Origin of the sequence: uncultured Desulfovibrio sp. (genome assembly GCF_944324505.1) — a bacterium.
GTDB lineage: Bacteria > Desulfobacterota > Desulfovibrionia > Desulfovibrionales > Desulfovibrionaceae > Desulfovibrio.
This window is the reverse complement of sequence record NZ_CALUWO010000005.1, coordinates 127,247-146,123: the sequence shown is the minus strand read 5'-3', so window position 1 is coordinate 146,123 and position 18,877 is coordinate 127,247. Positions and strand designations below refer to the sequence as shown.

Here is an 18,877-nt window from a genome sequence, read left to right as displayed (position 1 = left end):
TTCCTGTTCCTGCACAAAAGGATCATGCCCTGCCGTGCTGCCGGGCACCGGGTGCAGCAGGCCCCGCCGGAAAAGCCATTCTGCCGGCGTGCCTGACGGCGCAGGGGCGCCGCCGGACCAGCCCGCGCAGGGAGGGTTGCCTTTCACGCCAACTACAAGGAGGCCGCTGTGGACGGAGGTCCCGAAAGTCATAGTACCATCTGGTCGCGCCTGGGACGTCTTTTCGGGCGTGGCGACGAGGAATCGCTGGAAAAAGCCATTCTGGAAGCCCGTGCCGAAGGCGAGGTGGAACCGGATGAAGAGTCCATGCTGCTGGGCATTCTCCGCTTCAATGACCTGCAGGTGCAGGATACCATGACCCCCCGCACGGATATCGACTGCGTGCCGGAAGACATGCCCCTGCCCGATGTGGCCCGGGTCATCGTTTCTTCCGGCCATTCGCGCATCCCCGTCTTTCGGGATACCCGCGACAATATGGTGGGCATCCTGCACGCCAAGGACATTCTCAGCGCCCTGCTGGACAAGGACACCACCTCCTCCGTCAGCAGCATCATGCGTGAACCCTTCTTTGTGCCCGAAACCAAGCCCATCCGCACCCTGCTGCAGGAATTCCGGGCCAGCAAGCAGCATATCGCCATTGCGCTTGACGAATACGGGGGCACATCCGGCCTCATCACCATCGAGGACCTGCTGGAAGAAATCGTGGGGGACATCGAGGACGAACACGATGCCCCGCGCGAGGAAGACATCCGGGAAGTGGCCCCCGGTATCTACGAGCTGACGGGCCGCGCCCTGCTGGAAGACCTGCAAGAACTGGGTGTGGACATCGAATCCGACGAGGTGGACACCATCGGCGGCTATCTGAGCATGGAAGCCGGGCATGTGCCCGATGTCAACGAGCGCTTTGCCCTGCATGGCTATCTTTTCACCGTGCTGGATGCGGACAAGAAGCTCATCCGCCGCCTGCGCATGGAACCGGATCCCGACGCTGCCCAGCAGACGCATGAAAACTGACCTCTCCGGCGCTCCGGCGTCTCCTTTCGCCGGGCTGCGGGAGCGTGCCGCCCTGCCCCTGGCCATTATTCTGTGCCTGTGGCTGGGCTTTCCCAACGACCTGCCCCTGTCGCTGGCCGGTCTGCTGCCGGCGCATCTGCCGGTTCTGCCCTCTGCACCCGGCGCTCTGCCGGGGCTGGTGCTGCTGCTGCCGCCGCTGCTGGCCCTCACAGGACTGCGCGCCCATACAGCCGGACAGGCCCTGCGCACAGGCTGGCTGAGCTGCTGGGCCGGGCATGTGGCCGCCCTCTACTGGCTGGCCCTGCCCATCCACAATGTGGGCGGGCTGCCGTGGGCACTGGCCGTGCCCTGCGCCGTTTTTGTGGCCGGCTGCCTGTCCAGCGCCGGCGGTCTTTTTGCCTGTGCGGCCTTTGCCCTGCGCCGGCGTCCGCCGCTGGTGCTGGCCGCCCTGCTGGGCCTGTGCTGGTATCTGCTGGAATGGGGCTATGCCGTGGTGGCGGGCTTTCCCTGGCTGCCGCTCAGCGGCGCCCTGGCTGTCTGGCCCCTGTTCATCCAGCCGGCCCACCTGGTGGGCGGCTATCTGCTGGCCGGCATCTGGTCCTTCATGGGCGTGCTCTGCCTCATGGCGCCACGGGGGCGCCGCTATCCGCTGCTGGCCGTTCTGCTGCTGCTCGCCAGCCTGGGCTATGGCGCCTGGCGCCTGCACCAGACGCCGGCGGAGCAGGACCCGCAGGGCAGCGGCTCCTTTGCCGTGCTGTTTGTGGAAGGCAATATCGATCAGAACCAGAAATGGCTGCCGGCCTTTCAGCGTTCCACGGTGGATACCTATCTGACCCTTACGGAGCAGGCCCTGGCCCGTCATCCCGGCGAGCATCCGCTCATCATCTGGCCGGAAACGGCCATGCCCTACAACTTTGCGGCCAATACCCTGCATACGCCACGCATCCGGCAGCTTGCCGCCCGCGCCAGAAGCCCCCTGCTCACCGGCGCCCCGGCATTCGAGGGCACGCGGGAAAACATGATCGTCTACAACCGGGCCTACCTGCTGGGACCGGACGGCAGCCTGGCCGGCTATTACGACAAGGAACACCTGGTTCCCTTTGGCGAATATCTGCCTTCCTGGCTGGACTGGGACCTGCTGTCCGGCCTGTTGCAGGAAGTGGGCGTCTATACCCCCGGCAGCCAGCTTGCCCCCCTGCGCAGCAGCGGGCTTGAGCTGGGCATGCTCATCTGTTATGAGGGCGTCTTTCCCTGGCTGGCGCAGCAGCGCGTGGCTGATGGGGCCAATGTGCTGGTGGACATCAGCAATGACGGCTGGTTCGGCCGTTCCCCCGCCGCCATGCAGCATCTGGCCCTGACCACCGTGCGCGCCGTGGAGCAGGACCGCTGGATACTGCGCGGCACCAATACCGGCATCTCGGCCATCATCGACAGCCGGGGACGTGTCGTAACCCACGGCCGCCAGTTCGAGGAGGCCGCCATCTGGGGGCGCGCCCGCATCAGCACCAGCCGGACCGTCTATCATCATCTGGCGCCGTGGCTGCCCGGCGCAGCAGCGCTGCTTGCCCTGCTGCTTGTCGTCGGCCGCTGCCGCCGCAACCCCTAACCCCTTCGTGACATCATGTTGCAACTCAGTGATCTTCGTGCCCGCAGTCAGACGCTTTCCCAACGCTTCTCCAACCTCTGGGGGCGTCTTTGACGCCGCCTCCGGCCAGCACCGCCTTGCCGAAATCGAAAAGGAACTCTCCCGCCCCGGCGCCTGGGACAAACCCGAGGCCCTGACCCCCCTGCTGCGAGAAAAACGGCAGCTTGAGGATGAGGCAAAGCGCCTCACCGACCTCAAGACCGCCCATGATGACATGCTGGCCTGGCAGGAACTGGCCGGCGAGGAGGAGAGCGAAGAAGCCCTGCAATCCCTGGAAGACCAGCAGAATACCCTGGAAAAGCTGCTGGAAGACACGGAACTGGTGCTGCTGCTTTCCAGCGAAGAGGACAACCAGGACGCCATTCTGGAAATTCACCCCGGCGCCGGCGGCACCGAATCCCAGGACTGGGCAGAAATGCTGCTGCGCATGTACACCCGCTGGGCTGCGCGCCGCGGCTACGAGGTGGAAGAGCTGGACTATCTGCCCGGTGACGAGGCCGGCATCAAGAGCGTGACCCTGCGCATCGCCGGGCCGCACGCCTTCGGCTTTCTGCGCAGCGAGCGCGGCATCCACCGCCTCATCCGCATTTCTCCCTTTGACTCCTCCGGCCGGCGGCATACCTCCTTTGCCTCGGTGGATGTCATCCCCGATGTGGGCAACGACATCGAACTGGACATCAAGGAAACGGATCTGCGTTTTGATACCTTCCGCTCCAGCGGCCCCGGCGGCCAGAGCGTCAATACCACCAGTTCGGCCGTGCGCGTCACCCACCTGCCCACAGGCATTTCCGCCCAGTGCCAGAACGAGAAATCCCAGCATCACAACAAGGAATCCGCCCTGCGCATCCTGCGGGCGCGCCTCTATGCCCTGGAACTCCAGAAGCGCGAGGCAGAACGCCAGGCCGAATATGCCGGCAAGGATGCCATTGCCTTCGGCAGCCAGATACGCACCTACACCCTGCAACCCTACCGCCTGGTCAAGGACCATCGCACAGGCTGTGAAACCGGGGATGTGGAAGGGGTGCTCAATGGCGAGATAGACCGCTTCCAGCACGATTTTCTTCTGTATCGTCACGCCCAGCAGCAGCGCTGACCGTTCATGCCCCTGCCGGAGAGGGTGCGTACCGTGCGTGCGGCCCTTTACGTCATGAAAAAACTTGGGTAAAGTTGATGGTGATATGTGTCAGAATGCCTCGCCAGCGCTCTGGCATACCCCCCCAATCCTTCCGGAGGCATGATGAACAAGAGCGAACTTATCAAGGCTCTGGCAGAGGAAAGCAGTCTGCCACTTGAAGATGCGTCCCTGGTGGTCAACACCTTTGTGGACGCCATGAAGGACGCGCTCATCGAAGGAGATCGCATCGAAATCCGAGGTTTCGGCAGTTTCAAGGTCAAGGAATACGACGGCTATGCCGGACGCAACCCCAAAACCGGCGAAAGTGTTTCCGTCATCCCCAAGCGCCTTCCGTTCTTTCGCGCCGGCAAGGAACTGAAGGAATTCATCAATCAGTAGCTGGCCAGTCCGCTGGCCAAGGAGTCTCCCATGCAGTTTTCGGGTGCCCTGACCGCTCTGGTGACCCCGTTCAGGAACGGCGCGGTGGACGAGCGCGCCTATCGTGACTTCATCGAATGGCAGATTGCCGAAGGTGTCCACGGCCTTGTGCCCTGCGGGACCACCGGCGAATCCGCCACGCTGACCCACGAGGAGCACGAACGCGTCATTGAAATATGCATTGACCAGGCTGCGGGGCGCGTGCCCGTTCTGGCCGGAGCCGGCTCCAACAATACTGCCGAGGCCATCCGTCTGGCCCGCTTCGCCAAGCAGGCCGGCGCCGATGGCGCCCTGCTCATCACGCCCTATTACAACAAACCCACGCAGGAGGGCCTCTACCGGCATTTCCGGGCCATTGCCGAGGCCGTGGATCTGCCCCTGGTCCCCTACAACGTGCCCGGACGCACGGGCTGCAATATGCTGCCCGCCACCCTGGGGCGCCTGGTGCATGACTGCCCCACCATTGTGGGCATCAAGGACGCCACGGGGGACCTGCACCAGGGCAGCCAGACCATCGCGGCCTGCCCGCCCACCTTCAGCGTGCTGTCCGGTGACGATTTCACGGCCCTGCCCCTCATGAGCATTGGCGGCAAGGGAGTCATTTCCGTTACAGCCAATATTCTGCCCGGCGCCATGGCCCGCCTGTGCAATGCCTTCAGCGAAGGCCGGCTGGACGAGGCCGCCCGGCTGCACCACAGGCTCTACCCCCTGCATCAGGCCATGTTCCTGGAAAGCAACCCCATTCCCGTCAAGACCGCCCTGGCCCTCATGGGCAGAATGAGCGACGAAATGCGCCTGCCGCTCTGCCCCCTGTCGGCAGACCATCTGGAAGCGCTCAAAGCGGCGCTCCATGCCCAGGACCTGATCTGACCACGTAACGGGGCCGTCCGCCAGGGCGCCCCGTTTTTTCACCCCTGCCGCCTGACGGCAGAATCCGGCATGGCCCCGGCGGTCGCACGGACCACGGCGCTCTGCCCCCAAAAGGACTTCACCATGAAAGAACTTGACTGCCGTGGCCTCGCCTGTCCGCAGCCTGTGCTGCGCTGCCGTGATGCCGTGGACGCCGGCGCCAGCTGCCTGCAAATTATTGTGGACAATGATCCGGCCTGCGAAAATGTGCGCCGCTACCTGCAAAATCAGAACTTTTCCTGCGACGCCGTGCGCAAGGGACCGCTCTGGATCATCAGCGCCACGCGGGAAGCGCACGACCAGCACCCCGTCGCCGCTCCCCACCACCATCCTGACGTAACAGAAGGCCGCACCCTGGTGCTCATCACCACGCCCACCCTGGGACGCGGAGACGATACCCTGGGCACGCGCCTCATGACCACCTTTCTCCAGACCCTGCCGGAAATGACCCGGCTCTGGCGCGTTGTGCTGCTCAATGGCGGGGTGAAGCTGGCAGCCACCCCCGGCGACCCCCTGGATGCCCTGAAGAAGCTCAGCGAAAACGGGGTGGACATTCTGGTCTGCGGCACCTGCCTGGCCCACTACGGCCTGACCGAGGCCAAGGCCGTGGGCGAAACCTCCAACATGCTGGATATTGTGACCAGCCTGGATGTGGCCGACAAGGTTGTGCGCCCCTGACGCCATCCCGCCTGCGGCCCGGGCACTGGGGAGCGGCAGCCGCCGCCTCCGGCAGCCGGATGACGGCCGTACCATGAACCGCGGCAACAGATGCCGGGCTGCCGCTGCTCACGCGGCATGATCCACGGCCCTGCGTATCTCGCGCCTTTCCCGCTGTTTCTCCACAGATGTTTCCGGGGATGTCGTCCTGTGTGCGGCATCCCCGTTTTCTCTTCCCGTTCAGGAAAACGGGCACACGGCAGGCCGACCGCCGTGCCGCAATGCGCGGCCGGCGCCCGGTATGCGAAAACAGCGGCATCTCCTCCTGCGGGCGACTGCAACGCCAGAGCGCGCCTCTGCCATGCCCCGTACCGACGAACTCCCTTTCCCGGTGTGAAGATGTCCGGTTCCGGCAATGAAAAAGGCCCCTTGCGGGGCCTTTTTCATTGCACGGGAAGAGCGATGCGCTACATGGCAGCCTTGTAAATGGCGGCCACAGCGGCATCCGTCATGATGCGGGGGTTGGTCAGACCGCAGGCGTCCTTCTGGGCGTTGGCCGTCATGGTGGGAATGTCTTCTTCACGCACTTCCTTGCCGTACTTCTTGCCCAGGGCAACAAGGCCGGTGGGGATGCTCACATCCTTGGACAGGATGTTGATGGCGACGATGGCGCGTTCCGAGGCTTCATGGGCGCTCAGGTTGTCCACGCGTTCGCCCAGGAGCTTGGCAATACGGCCGAAGCGGCGGCGGGCAGCAATCAGGTTGTAATTGCACACATGGGGCAGCAGAATGGCATTGCATTCGCCGTGCGGCAGGTCATAGAAACCGCCCAGCTGATGCGCCATGGCATGCACATGGCCGAGGCTGGCATTGTTGAAGGCCATACCGGCGAGATACTGGGCATAGCACATGCCTTCGCGGGCTTCCTTGTCCTTGGCGCCACAGGCCACGGAACGGCGCAGGTAACGGTTGATGTATTCCATGGCCTTTTCAGCGCAGGCGTCGGTCATGGGCGTGGCAGCGGTGGACACATAGGCTTCGATGGCGTGGGTCAGGGCATCCATGCCGGTGGCCGCCGTGAGGGAAGACGGCATGTTCATCATGAGCACCGGGTCGTCAATGGCCACGCTGGGGGTGCAGCGCCAGTCCACAATGGCCATCTTCACCCTGCGGGACAGGTCGGTGATGATGCAGAAACGGGTCATTTCCGAGGCCGTACCGGCCGTGGTGTTCACAGCCACATAGGGCGGGAAGGGCTTGGAGGACTTGTCCACGCCTTCGTAGTCGTGGATGGTGCCGCCGTTGCTGACCACAAAGCCCACGCCCTTGCCGCAGTCATGCGAGCTGCCGCCACCCAGGGTAATGAGGCTGTCGCACTTGTTTTCCTTGTACAGCGCCGTGGCTTCCGCCACATTGGCGTCCGTGGGATTGGGCACCGTACCGTCATACACGACGTACTTCATACGGGCCTTGTCCAGAATGTCCGTGATGTGTTTCAGGATGCCGCAGTTGACAATGCCCTTGTCGGTCACGATGAGCGGACGCTTGCCGCCGATATTCTTGAGGCGCTTGGGGATTTCGGTGCAGCAGTTTTCACCCACCAGCGTTACGTTGGGGATGAAGAATGAGGTGATCTGACCCATGTGCATGCTCTTCATATCCGTGCTCATAACCGACTCCTTTTTTTCTACCGCAGTTGCTCATACGGTGTGTTTATTGTTTGGTACGTCACTACGTTACGTTAGGCCTCATAATATGACAAGTTTTTTTTCCAATTTTTTGCATAATATAAAAAAATCACAAGACTGTTTGAGTGAACAGTTAAAAAACGCTCATACAGACGACAATACGGAAAACAGGCCTGTATCAGGGCTTTCATGCAGTCTGCCCCGTTCTGCCTTCGGCAGCGGCATGTGCGCTCCTTCCCTCGGCAATGCGGCACAGACGGGTCATGGCCCTCAAGTAGCTGCCATTGTTATTAAGAAAAAAGACCAACGGTTTCGAAAAGTTATGCCCAAGAAGGCCATTTACCATGAGCTGACTGATCTCTTTTTCCCGCAAAAGGACCAATTGGGAACGAAAGAACACCCTCAAATCCGCCGGAGACATGCTTCGCAGCACCTGTCGGAAGGCTTCCTGGGCACGCGGCTGGTAAAACCAGAAGTACTGGAGGTCCAGTGCGCTGATGATCAGCGCCCGTTCCAGGCGGGCCGCCTCCGGTCCGCCCCGACCACCCAGCCCCCCGGGACGGGCCAGCTTGTTGAGCGCGTCTTCCCGCGGAAAGAGCAGCTCCAGTCGGGTGGCACAGTCAAAAACCCGCCGCAGCTTCTGCCAGTAGTCCCGCCGACGCATGCGCAGGTTAGCCTGGCTGTCGGCAAAACCTTCGATGAGTGCCGCCACCGCATCCGACGCCAGCTTGGAAACGATGGCCGCACTGGGGGTCAGATACACAAGCGGATCGGCAATGCCGCAAAAGAGCAGCAGATAGAATAGGCAGGTATTGCCCAGCGAAGAAACGGGAATGGCCAGAATACTGCGAAACAGATTTCCTATTGATGCTGTACGCGGAAAGCCACGAAAGACGTTGTGCGAAAATATATAGAAGCCGTTGATAATGTTGAGAACGGAAAAAACAATAATGGGACTGTCGGCAATTGTTATACCGAAGATGTCTTGCAGGATAAGTACGCGCAGGATACCCTCAAGCAAAAGAACGGATATACCGGTGAACATAAGCGAATCACAGAGCCGTGTAACGCTGACATGCTCCTTCCAGTGTGTAAGAGACCCCCGCGTAAAGCCCTGTGCGGCCATGACCATTTGCAGCACATTGCGCACGCCGGTGATACCGAACCAGATAAATGCCCCGAACCAGGCCAGCACCCACCATTCCTGCGTATACAAAAAGGTGAAAAAGGCCGGAAAAAAGCCCGCCAGCACCTTGAGCGTATCACATACCGCGCTGTTGAGCTGCCCCAGGCCCGGCCTGGGGTGGTGCGTTTCCGCAGGCGGCAGCAGCGCATTGGGCGCCGGAATGCTGTGACCGCCCAGGGCAAGGATATTGCCGTCAGGGGCGTAGCGGCAGCCTTCGCTGGCGGCAACCCAACAGCGGTGCCGCTCCATGCCCAGGTGGTTGCCCCCCGGCAGAAAGCGCAGCCGGGACAAAGCCTGCTGGCAGGGCGTGGGATGCTCCGGCTCGGTATAGGAAAAGTGCTCCTCCACCGGAGAATAGATGGGAATGGGCGGTGTGGAGGCATTCTTGCCGCTCAGGGCCGCCACACCACGCCGGGGCAGCGTCTCCCGAATGGCCAGCCCCATGCCGAAGGTGCGCAGGCGCGTGGCGGCATTGCTGCCCAGGCGGGTCTTGAGGGGCGTGTGCCGGTAGGTTTCCCAGAGCTGGGGGATGTCGCGCAGGATCTCCTGAAACTTGGGCAGCCGCTCCTCGTTGTGCTCTGCCTCCAGGCGCCGGATGATCTGCCGCACCATCTGCTTCATGTGCGGCCCCATACCGTGATTGAGAATCTGCTGCAATTCGCTGATTTCGCGGATGTGCGTCAGCTCCCCGGCCATCCAGCTCTTGGTGTTGAACAGTTCAAGATGGGTGATGCCTCCCTGGCAATCCCAGATCAGTTCGATGACATCGGCAGCATCCAGGCCGTCGGTGCAGAGCGTCAGACGATAGCCCGGCGTCAGCGCGCGCAGCTGGCGCACCAGTTCGCCCATGGAGATGCGGCGCAGTTCGGGAACACTTTCCTCCAGGGAGGGCACCTGCACGTCGGGCAGCTCGGGAAATTTGTCCACCGACAGCCAGCTGTGCAGAATAACATCCGATGTCAGATGCTCCAGCTCGTCGATTTCGGCCCGGGCCGCAGCATCGCCCCCTGCCGCCAGCGGCGCCAGCTGCTGCGCCCGTTGCCGCAGGGCAGGCAGCACCAGCTGATGCAGATATTCGGCCAGGCGCAGCATGAAGGAGTGGTGCCGGCCCAGAAAATCCAGGAAGTCCTCCACGCTGGCAGGCGGAATGCTGACCTTCCAGCGGGCTTCCAGCTCAGGACGCTGCCGGTCATTCCAGCATTCAAGCACCTGCATGGCATGCTCGCGCAGCCAGTGCAGCACGCCGCGGCCGCGCTGCTGCATGGCCTGCATGGCCGGACTGTCCATGAAGGCCATGAAGTCACGGCTGGAACTGAAGCCCCGCGGCACCCAGAGCAGGCTCACATAGCGGCCGTAAAAGGGTACCCGGTATTCAATGCCCACGCGCACCTTCATGCCGGTGATGGCCGCCGCCTCCAGCAGCTCTCCGGCGGCCTCCATTTCAATGCAGTTGTCATACAGGACCGTGAGACAGCCCATGCCCTTGATCCAGGCATCCATGATGAGATGCGTGGGAGTCTTGCGCCCCTTGGTGTTCACATCATACACATGATTGTCAAAGGCAACCTGGTTCCAGTCCTCCGGCATTTCGGCCAGATGATACAGCGCCAGCATGCGACGCACCACACGCGGCCTGCCCAGCGCCGTCTGCCGGAAGGCCCGGGCCAGGCGCAGCTGTTCCTGTGTGTCGCCGTGGGCGCGCACCATTTCCTTCATGATCTGCAACAGCACGCGGGCCGTATTGCGCCGCAGCCAGGAATGGGCGCTGGCCATGACCTCGTCAAACAACGTCTGCAGGGCGCACAGGCGTCCGCGGGCACTGGATCCGCCCCCTTCCAGATTGCGCAGCAGGTTCACCGTGGCCGCCGCCATGCGCGAAGCCTGCGAGGTGACCATTTCCTGAATGCCGTGCGGGTGCAGCTCCGGCTCGATGAGACCTTCCACAAAGGCCGCACTGGGCGCATCGAGAATCCTGTTTACCAGGCTGAGAATCTCCCTGTCCTGCTGGTCAAAATACAGGCTCATGTGCCTTCTGCCCTTCATGCTCTTCCTCCGCGCACCGTCGTTACCGAACAGCAAGGGGCCGCCCGCAGGCGACCCCCTGTTCGTTTCTGAAAATTCCGATCACCGGAAGCTGTACTCTCGCAGACCCGGCGCACCTTGTCCAGTCCAGGCCAGTCCAGGTCAGTCCAGGCCCGGCCCGCGTGTGCCGGCAGGCGATCTGACCACAGGGCGAGGCACTTCCGGGGGCAGGGGTCCCCGCCCGCGCTGGCAGAGACTCCCCCCTTTCCCGCATGCGGGCATGGGAAGGTTACAGCATGGCCGGGCAGGCCGCGGCATTTCCCCGGCAGCCGGCCGCCGGGATCATGCGCCCGGACACAGGTCCTCCTGCGCCGTCTGTCATGTGTCTGCGGCCCGAAACGGCAGCCAGCCGCCCCTAGATGAACTCGTCCACCCGGCCGGCCCGCACCTTCTGCAACAGGCGCTCGGCAGCGCCCTTGTCCGGCTCGGGCATGGCGGCCAGCTTTTCGGCAATGAGGGCCTCACCCAGCCGGCGCGTGACCGGCGTGGCATAGTTGAGCAGAAATTCCAAGAAGGACGCCATGGAATTGGGACCGCACTGCCCCTTCATGCCGCTTTCGCGCACCATGGAAAGGAACTCCACCCCGCTGCGCCCCAGGCGCGGACAGGCCGTGCAGAACGACGGCAAATGCCTGGCCTCTTCCAGCAGAAAGCTGACCACGTCATCCACGTGGCAGTTCTCCCCGATGGGGAAAGGCACCCCACCCGGGCCGGGCAGGGGACTCCAGTCCGCGTAGGGATTGGCCACACTGCCCGTCAGCAGCTGCGAACAGCCCACGCTGCACCCGTCACGCCACAGGCCGGACGGCTCGCGCGTGCTGAGAATGATGCCCGTATAGGGAATGGCCAGCCGGGTAATGGCCACGCAGCGCAGAAAGTCCTGGTCACTCACCGGGAAGGGGGCCTGTTCCAGACCGCCGGGGGCGGGACGCAGGCGGTGCATGCTCACCGTATGCCCGCCCGTGCCGTAGACGCGCACCAGGTGGGCCGCATGCAGTGACAGGGCCAGCACGTCAAACTGCCAGGGCGCCAGCCCCAGCAGCAGGCCCAGCCCCACATCCCCCATGCCGGCGGACAGGGCCACATCCGGCCCGTTGATGCGCCGGTTGTAATCGGCCTTGGGGCCGGAACGGTGCATGGCGGCATACTGCTCCGGATGGTAGGTATCCTGATAGAGCAGCACGGACCCCACATCCACGGCACGCAGCTCGGCATAGTCCGCGGCAGAGAGCGGCCCCACATTGACGTTGACCCGGCGGATCTCGCCGTCCGACTCATCATATACCGTATACAGGATGCTGATGGCCTCGGCCAGATATTCGATATCGGCATTGGGCAGCTGCCCTGTCACCAGAAAGACGCGCTTGTGCCCCTGCCGGACGAGCTTGCGCGCCGCATCGCGGATGTCCACGGAGGTCATGTAGCAGCGCTGCACCATGGTATTGCCCCGCCGGTTGGCACAGTAGACACATTCGCTGCCGCAGTGATTGGTGAGATGCAGGGGCGCGGAAAGCACGATGCGGTCCCCGTAGACGCGCTGCTTCACGGCATCGGCCGCCTGCATGAGCATGCTGAGGGCATCGGGATCCGTAACGCGCATGAGCGTGGCAATCTCGGCCAGACTCAGGGACTGCATGGCCAGGGACTTGTCAAGAATGGCCCGCAGGCGGGCGGCATCAGGCGCCACGGCGCAGGCGAGGGCCTCCTCAATGGCGCGGATATCCAGCCACGCGGGAGGAGTGAACTGTGACATGGTTGCGACCTCGAAACGCGGCAGGCATGCACCTGCCGGATGGTAGACAGAAAGCACAGCGCGGAACGACGCACCGCACCCGGCGCGTCCGCTGCGGGCGCTGCATCCGTAACAGGGGGAAATATAGCAGCCTTGTCCGTACAAAGCTAGCGCTTTTTTTCACAGTATGCCGCTTTTTTTGCCTGATTCAGGCATTTTTCCCTTCCGGCTTCCGGGGGCCTCTTATCAATGCAGGCCGGCAGAAGCATCGCAGCCGCTGGAAAACATGCGGCGAAAATGGCCGAAATGCTCATTTTTTTACCAATTAAATCAATAAATTAAGAAAAAAATCCAATCTGGTTGACAAGGCATCCCAAAACTCATATCAGTGCTCGTAGCGAAGGCGTGAACGGTTTCGGCGGAGTCGCACGGACGCTGGTGCACGTTTTCATTATGGGATTGGCCCAGGACCATTTTATAATGACATTGGAGGCTACCATGGCTGATTTCAATGCTGCCGATCTGATTTCCACTGACAAGAAGTATGTGTGGCACCACCTGACCCAGCACAAGGTGTACGAAAATTCCGATCCCGTCATCTTCGTCGAAGGCAAGGGCAACCGCGTCACGGACGTGTACGGGAAGGAATACCTTGATGCCGTGTCCGGCGGCGTGTGGACGGTCAACGTGGGCTACGGCCGCGAAAAGATCGTCAAGGCTGTGGCGGATCAGCTGCAGAAGCTCTGCTACTTTGCCAATGCCTACGGCAACATCCCGACCATCCAGTTCTCCAAGAAGCTCATCGAAAAGATGCCCGGCATGAGCCGAGTGTATCTCTCCAACTCCGGTTCCGAAGCCAACGAAAAGGCCTTCAAGATCGTGCGTCAGATCTCCGCCCTGAAGCACGGCGGCAAAAAGAGCAAGATTCTGTACCGCGAGCGTGACTACCACGGCACCACCATCACCACGCTGAGCGCCTGCGGCCAGTTTGAGCGCCGCAATCAGTTCGGCCCCTTCACGCCCGGCTTTGTGTCCTTCCCCGACTGCTGCGCCTATCGCTCGCCCTACAGCGACAATACCGATCTGGGCAAGAAGTTCGCCCTGGAAATGGAAAAGGTCATCCAGAAGGAAGACCCCGATACCGTGGGCGGCGTCATTCTTGAACCCATTACCGCCGGCGGCGGCGTCATCGTGCCCCCGGACGGCTACTTTGAAACCATTCAGGAAATCTGCAAGAAGTACGGCATCCTGCTCATCATTGACGAAGTGGTCTGCGGCCTTGGCCGTACCGGCAAGTGGTTCGGCTACCAGCACTTCGGCGTGAAGCCCGACATCGTCACCATGGCCAAGGGCGTTGCCTCCGGCTATGCCCCCATCAGCTGCACCGTGACCACCGAAGAAGTCTTCCAGGACTTCATCGCCGATCCCAGCGACCGTGACGCCTACTTCCGCGACATTTCCACCTTCGGCGGCTGCACCTCCGGTCCGGCCGCGGCCCTGGCCAACATGGAAATCATCGAGGAAGAAAACCTGCTCGACAACGTGGTGAAGCAGGGCGAACACCTCATGGAAGGGCTGGAAGGCCTGAAGAGCAAGTACGCCATCGTGGGCGACGTGCGCGGCAAGGGTCTCTTCGCCGGTCTGGAACTGGTGAAGGACCGCGCCACCAAGGAACCCGTGGACGAAGCCGTGGCCGGCAAGGTGGTGGCCGAATGCTTCAAGCAGGGCGTCATCATCGGCAAGACCTCCCGCAGCTTCCGCGAATTCAACAATACCCTCTGCCTCAGCCCGGCCCTGATCTCCACCAGGGACGACATCGACGCCATTGTGGCCGCGCTGGACAAGGCTCTGGCTGTGGTCAGCGCCTAATCCTCTTCCATCCATCAGCAACCACGGGGGGCTTCGGCCCCCCTTTTTGTTGCTCCCTGCCTTTTCCGCCCGCGGCATCAATCTTGTCAAGCCGGGGTTTTGCGGGCACACTCCCCTCCGTCCCGCCGATACGTCCGCCCGGGCGGGTCTGTCCCGTGGCGGCACTGCCGGCCGCCCCCAACCCCTTTTGCGGAGGATGCCATGTCCTGCTTGCTGTTATGCCATGCGCCGCGCCCGGCCCTGGCCGGTCTTCTGCGCTGCTGTCTGATTCTTCTGCTCCTGCTGGCCGCCCTGGCCCCGTCCCCGGCCGGTGCCGCCCCGGCGGCCACACCGCCCGCCGGCGTCGTGACCCTGCTGCTGGAAGACGATAGCCCGGACCAGGGCTGGAACGATCTGCTCAAAAGCGGCCTGCAACGCGCCGCCCGCAGCACCGGCCTGCCTGTGCGCGTGGTGGTGGCGCCGGCCCATGCCGACCAGCAGGCCATCTTCCGACAGGAAGCTGCCCGCTCCGGTCTGCTTATCGTGGCCTGCGACAATCTTCACGAAGTACTGCGCAACAATGCGGCCAATTTCCGCCAGACCCGCTTCGGCTGCATTGATACCGGCGTGCGGGCAGCCAATATCATGTCCATCACCTTTGCCGACGAGCAGGCCGCCTTTCTGGCCGGAGCCGCGGCAGCCATGCTGACAGCCGATGGCACACAGTCCGGGAGCAGCCCCCGGGCACTGGGCTGGCTTTCTGCCTATGAAACCGGCGCCGTGCGCACCATGCTGAACGGCTTTCTGGAAGGGGCACGCCTGGTGACGCCTGACATGCGCATTCTGCACCGGGTTATCGGCTCGTGGACCGATACGGCTGCCGCCCGGGCAGCCGTCCAGGAAATGCTGGATCAGGGGGCGGCCGTTGTGGTGCTGTCCGCCGGACGCGCCGGACTGGGCACACTGGATCTGCTGCGGCAGCGGCAGGCCCTGGCCATCGGCATGGATGCCGACCAGGACAGCCTCATGCCCGGAACCGTGCTGACCTCTATCCGCAAGCGGGCCGACCGTGCCGTGGAGGAACTGGTCACAGCCTATGCCGACGACCGCTTTCAGGGAGCGGAAATCATTACCTATACGCTGGAAAACGGCGGCGTGGACATCACCAACTTTGCCAGCTATGCCGCCGCGGGCAAGCCCCTGCCGCCCCGACTGCTCCAGCGCTGCAAGGAACTGCGCATGGAGCTGAGCAGGGGCAGCATACGCCTGCCTTCCCTGCGTCAGGGCACGCTCTGCAACTGCCGCTGATTCCGTCAATTGTGAAATTTATCCTTTTATCTTCTCAATCTTTGTGAGATTGTCTGAACAAGTTCCCAGGACATTGCCAAAAATCCATAAAAAAATATTTTTTAACCATAAGTATTTATTACCTTTTTTCGGAAACTTCTGCGCAGGGTCCGGCACAGGGCGGTACAGGCGGCGCGTTCCACGGACATTTTGTGGGAAAGAACTATTTTTTTCCTATGATATCAATGAATTATATGTTTTTTGACATTTTTTTCTCTTTCCCCTTGCTCTTGACCACAAAACGCGCTAAGTTGCCCTCGTGAGCCGGGAAAACAGGCTGAGCCTGGTGCTGCTCCCCGTAAAGAGCTTTTCTTCACAACAGAAAAACCAACGGCACAGCACCCCGCGCAGAGCGTGAGAGGCCGGACCCCTCGGATATCCTCCCTCTCATGGTACGAGGCACTGTTCGTCTTGTGCGAATCTTTCCAACTTCACCTGCAGCCTTTTCAGGAGGCATCCAAATGCTTATCGGCGTTACCAAAGAAATCAAGGCCAACGAACATCGTGTAGGCATCACCCCCGCTGGCGTCAAAGCTCTGAAGGACCATGGCCACGAGGTCATGATCGAAATCGGCGCCGGTCTCGGCAGCCGCATTTCTGATGACGACTACAAGGCTGCCGGCGCTACCATGATGCCCGTGGCCGATGTCTGGGCCAAGGCCGACATGATCATGAAGGTGAAGGAACCTCTGCAGAGCGAATACAAATACTTCCGCGAAGGCCTGCTGCTCTTCACCTATCTGCACCTGGCCGCCGACAAGCCCCAGACCGATGCCCTGCTCAACGCTGGCGTGGTGGGCCTGGCCTACGAAACCGTGCAGCCCGATGACCGCACCCTGCCCCTGCTGGCTCCCATGTCCGAAGTGGCCGGCCGCATGTCCATCCAGGTGGGCGCCAACATCCTCACCAAGCAGGCCGGCGGCTGCGGCGTGCTGCTGGGCGGCGTGCCCGGCGTGCAGCGCGGCAAGGTCGTCATCGTGGGTGGCGGCATCGTGGGCACCAACGCTGCCAAAATGGCCATCGGCATCGGCGCCGAAGTGACCATCCTTGACAACAACCTGAACCGCCTGCGCTACCTCGACGACATCTTCGGCGCCCGCGTGCAGACCATGGCTTCCAACAGCCACAACATTGCCGCCGCCGTGAAGGACGCCGACCTCGTCATCGGCTCCGTGCTCATCCCCGGCGCCAAGTGCCCGCAGCTGGTGACCGAAGACATGATCAAAACCATGCGCCCCGGCTCCGCCGTGGTGGACGTGGCCATTGACCAGGGCGGCGCTGTGGAAACCACCGCCGGTCATCCGACCACGCACGAAAACCCGACCTTCGTGAAGCATGACGTTGTCCACTACTCCGTGGCCAACATCCCCGGCGCCGTGCCGATCGCCTCCACCTACGCCCTGACCAACGCCACCCTGCCCTATGCCCTGCAGCTGGCCGACAAGGGCTGGAAGAAGGCCTGCGCCGACAACATCGCTCTTGCCCGCGGTCTCAACACCGTCTATGGCAAGTGCACCTTCAAGGGCGTTGCCGATGCCTTCGGTCTGGAATACGTTCCCGCCGCCGAAATGCTGAAGTAACGGGCTGACCCGCCCTGCCATCCCTCTCCCCCCGGCTTCGCGGCCGGGGGGATTTTTTTATGCTGTGCCTGCCGTCTGCGGGCTTCGACACGCCCCTTCCCACACAAGGCGTCCGGCCCGCTGACACATGCCACGTCCGCCGGACGTTCCCTCCCGAAGGGGCCTCCGGCCAGCCCCGACATGCTGCCACAATGGCCCGGCATGACGCCGGTTACCCCATCCGGGCCAGCCAGTTCGTTCCAGTCCATGCCAGTCCGTGTGCTGCTTCGTTGCCAGTGCATGCCGGGTTGTAGCCTCTGCCCGGGTCCGCTACCCCGTAGCCACCATCCCGGAGCGGTCCTGCCCGCGCCCGCATGTCCGGTCTTGCCGCAGGCCTGCCGCACACGCCGCACTACCTTGCGCCCCGCCGTGGGACAGGCTATGCTCAGCAACATCTCTCCCTGGCAGACACGCGGCCCCGCCGCCTCCGGCCGGCCTTCCGGCTGTGCTGCGCTGTTTCCCCTTCGCGTAACGCCCACGTCCACGGAGTGTCCCCATGCTGCACATGCTTCCGCGTCTTCTCCTGGCTGCCCTGCTTGTTGCCACCCTGTTTCCCCGCGCGGCCATGGCCGGGGAACTGACCACGGTGGTCAGCGCCTGGCTGGGCGATCATGAAACCTTCCCCATGTGGTATGCCAAGGAACACGGCTGGGACAAGGAAGCCGGCCTGAACGTGGAGATGAAGCGCTTTGCTTCCGGCGCGGACATGCTCACCGCCCTGGCCTCGCGCGGCTGGCACTTTGCCCTCATGGGGGCCGTGCCTGCCATGCTGGGCAATCTGCGCTACAACAGCAGCATCATTGCCCTGGGCAACGACGAGTCAGGCAGCAATGGCGTCCTGCTGCGGGCCGGCAGCGACATGGCCCAGGTACGGGGCTGGAACCGCCAGTATCCCCAGGTCTGCGGCAGTCCCCAGACGGTGCGGGGCAAGACCTTTCTGGTCACCACCGTCTCTTCCGCCCACTATGCCCTCAATGTCTGGCTGGAAATACTGGGCCTGCGCGACAGTGACATCATTATCAGGAACATGGAGCAGAAAGAGGCCCTGGCGGCCTTTGAACGGGGAGAAGGAGACGGCGTGGCCCTGTGGGCGCCCTATCTGTTTGATGCCCTGCACAGAGGCGCCGTTCTTGCCGCAGACATGCGCCTGTGCGGGCGCGGCAATCCCGTGGTGATGGTGGCCGACACCCGCTATGCTGCCCGCCACCCCGACGTGACGGTGCGCTTTCTGGGGGTTTACCTGCGGGGCATTGCCGCCATCAGAAGCACCCCGCCGGAACAGCTCGTGCCCCAGTACCAGCGCTTCTATCAGCAGTTTTCCCACCGGGAGTACAGTGCTGCCCTGGCGTTGCAGGACCTGCGCAACCATCCAGTCTATACCCTCCAGGAACAGCTTGCCCTGTTTGACGACAGTCACGGCCCCAGCCAGGTGCAGCAGTGGCAGGCCGGTGTGGCCCGCTTCTTTACCGCGCTGGGGCGCATCACCCCCCAGGAGGCCCGCAAGGTGGGCGACGGAACCTATGCCACCGGAACCTATCTGCGCCTTCTGGCCCGGCAGCAGCCCGCTTCGTCCGGGAACGAGGCCCCCGGACAGTAAG

At 62.7% G+C, this 18,877-nt stretch carries 13 protein-coding genes; 10 read left to right on the top strand and 3 right to left on the bottom strand.

The genetic code is table 11. The features are described from left to right. The first annotated feature begins 168 nt into the window (after positions 1–168). From Q0J57_RS07185 to yedF, 6 genes are all read left to right on the top strand, one after another. The gene (locus tag Q0J57_RS07185; RefSeq protein WP_297218718.1) at positions 169–1,014 is read left to right on the top strand and encodes a hemolysin family protein; all 846 of its coding nucleotides are present in this window, start codon (positions 169–171) and stop codon (positions 1,012–1,014) included. Then, positions 1,004–2,620 carry an apolipoprotein N-acyltransferase gene (gene lnt, locus Q0J57_RS07180; RefSeq protein WP_297218716.1) on the top strand — a complete coding sequence of 539 codons (1,617 nt, stop codon included), beginning with the start codon at positions 1,004–1,006 and terminating at the stop codon, positions 2,618–2,620. Before Q0J57_RS07185 ends, lnt begins: the two co-directional genes overlap by 11 nt. Before the next feature lie 15 nt (positions 2,621–2,635). Next, positions 2,636–3,752, top strand: a protein-coding gene (gene prfB / locus Q0J57_RS07175) for a peptide chain release factor 2 (protein ID WP_297218714.1) whose coding sequence is annotated in 2 segments (ribosomal slippage) — positions 2,636–2,710 and positions 2,712–3,752 — 1,116 coding nt in all. Because the reading frame shifts where the segments join, the coding sequence is not laid out codon by codon here. A gap of 144 nt (positions 3,753–3,896) precedes the next feature. Continuing rightward, complete coding sequence (locus Q0J57_RS07170) at positions 3,897–4,172, top strand: HU family DNA-binding protein (protein WP_297218781.1); 276 nt, start codon at positions 3,897–3,899, stop codon at positions 4,170–4,172. Positions 4,173–4,202: 30 nt separating this feature from the next. Next, positions 4,203–5,081, top strand: coding sequence for a 4-hydroxy-tetrahydrodipicolinate synthase (dapA, locus tag Q0J57_RS07165; RefSeq protein WP_297218712.1), 879 nt, complete (start codon positions 4,203–4,205; stop codon positions 5,079–5,081). A 123-nt stretch (positions 5,082–5,204) separates the two neighbouring features. Further along, complete coding sequence (yedF, locus tag Q0J57_RS07160) at positions 5,205–5,798, top strand: sulfurtransferase-like selenium metabolism protein YedF (RefSeq protein ID WP_297218710.1); 594 nt, start codon at positions 5,205–5,207, stop codon at positions 5,796–5,798. Between the two features lie 446 nt (positions 5,799–6,244). On the opposite strand, the gene Q0J57_RS07155 is transcribed toward yedF, so the two are convergent. The 3 genes from Q0J57_RS07155 to hydG all read right to left on the bottom strand — a co-directional run bounded on the left by Q0J57_RS07155 (position 6,245) and on the right by hydG (position 12,486). Further along, positions 6,245–7,447, bottom strand: a complete 1,203-nt coding sequence (locus Q0J57_RS07155) for an iron-containing alcohol dehydrogenase (protein WP_297218708.1) — start codon at positions 7,445–7,447, stop codon at positions 6,245–6,247. Positions 7,448–7,652: 205 nt separating this feature from the next. After that, positions 7,653–10,694: a hypothetical protein gene (locus Q0J57_RS07150; RefSeq protein ID WP_297218706.1), complete on the bottom strand. Its 3,042-nt coding sequence runs from the start codon at positions 10,692–10,694 to the stop codon at positions 7,653–7,655. Between the two features lie 394 nt (positions 10,695–11,088). Then, entirely contained in the window at positions 11,089–12,486 is a 1,398-nt protein-coding gene (gene hydG / locus Q0J57_RS07145) for a [FeFe] hydrogenase H-cluster radical SAM maturase HydG (RefSeq protein ID WP_297218704.1), read from the bottom strand. Positions 12,487–12,963: 477 nt separating this feature from the next. On the opposite strand from hydG, the gene Q0J57_RS07140 reads away from it, so the two are divergent. The 4 genes from Q0J57_RS07140 to Q0J57_RS07125 all read left to right on the top strand — a co-directional run bounded on the left by Q0J57_RS07140 (position 12,964) and on the right by Q0J57_RS07125 (position 18,876). Then, positions 12,964–14,334, top strand: coding sequence for an aminotransferase (locus Q0J57_RS07140; protein WP_297218702.1), 1,371 nt, complete (start codon positions 12,964–12,966; stop codon positions 14,332–14,334). 201 nt (positions 14,335–14,535) lie between these two features. Beyond that, complete coding sequence (locus Q0J57_RS07135) at positions 14,536–15,621, top strand: BMP family ABC transporter substrate-binding protein (RefSeq protein WP_297218701.1); 1,086 nt, start codon at positions 14,536–14,538, stop codon at positions 15,619–15,621. 500 nt (positions 15,622–16,121) lie between these two features. Next, entirely contained in the window at positions 16,122–17,240 is a 1,119-nt protein-coding gene (gene ald, locus Q0J57_RS07130) for an alanine dehydrogenase (protein ID WP_297218698.1), read from the top strand. Between the two features lie 535 nt (positions 17,241–17,775). Further along, a complete protein-coding gene (locus Q0J57_RS07125; protein WP_297218696.1) occupies positions 17,776–18,876 on the top strand; it encodes an ABC transporter substrate-binding protein in 1,101 nt (366 codons plus the stop codon). The last annotated feature ends 1 nt before the right edge of the window (position 18,877 follow it).

What these genes read in the sequence shown, in the direction of transcription:
- Q0J57_RS07125 (WP_297218696.1), top strand. Translation starts at nt 17,776, where the DNA reads ATGCTGCACATGCTTCCGCGTCTTCTCCTGGCTGCCCTGCTTGTTGCC.
- ald (WP_297218698.1), top strand. Translation starts at nt 16,122, where the DNA reads ATGCTTATCGGCGTTACCAAAGAAATCAAGGCCAACGAACATCGTGTA.
- Q0J57_RS07155 (WP_297218708.1), bottom strand. Translation starts at nt 7,447, where the DNA reads ATGAGCACGGATATGAAGAGCATGCACATGGGTCAGATCACCTCATTC.
- lnt (WP_297218716.1), top strand. Translation starts at nt 1,004, where the DNA reads ATGAAAACTGACCTCTCCGGCGCTCCGGCGTCTCCTTTCGCCGGGCTG.
- Q0J57_RS07170 (WP_297218781.1), top strand. Translation starts at nt 3,897, where the DNA reads ATGAACAAGAGCGAACTTATCAAGGCTCTGGCAGAGGAAAGCAGTCTG.
- Q0J57_RS07140 (WP_297218702.1), top strand. Translation starts at nt 12,964, where the DNA reads ATGGCTGATTTCAATGCTGCCGATCTGATTTCCACTGACAAGAAGTAT.
- hydG (WP_297218704.1), bottom strand. Translation starts at nt 12,486, where the DNA reads ATGTCACAGTTCACTCCTCCCGCGTGGCTGGATATCCGCGCCATTGAG.
- yedF (WP_297218710.1), top strand. Translation starts at nt 5,205, where the DNA reads ATGAAAGAACTTGACTGCCGTGGCCTCGCCTGTCCGCAGCCTGTGCTG.
- Q0J57_RS07150 (WP_297218706.1), bottom strand. Translation starts at nt 10,694, where the DNA reads ATGAAGGGCAGAAGGCACATGAGCCTGTATTTTGACCAGCAGGACAGG.
- Q0J57_RS07135 (WP_297218701.1), top strand. Translation starts at nt 14,536, where the DNA reads ATGTCCTGCTTGCTGTTATGCCATGCGCCGCGCCCGGCCCTGGCCGGT.
- dapA (WP_297218712.1), top strand. Translation starts at nt 4,203, where the DNA reads ATGCAGTTTTCGGGTGCCCTGACCGCTCTGGTGACCCCGTTCAGGAAC.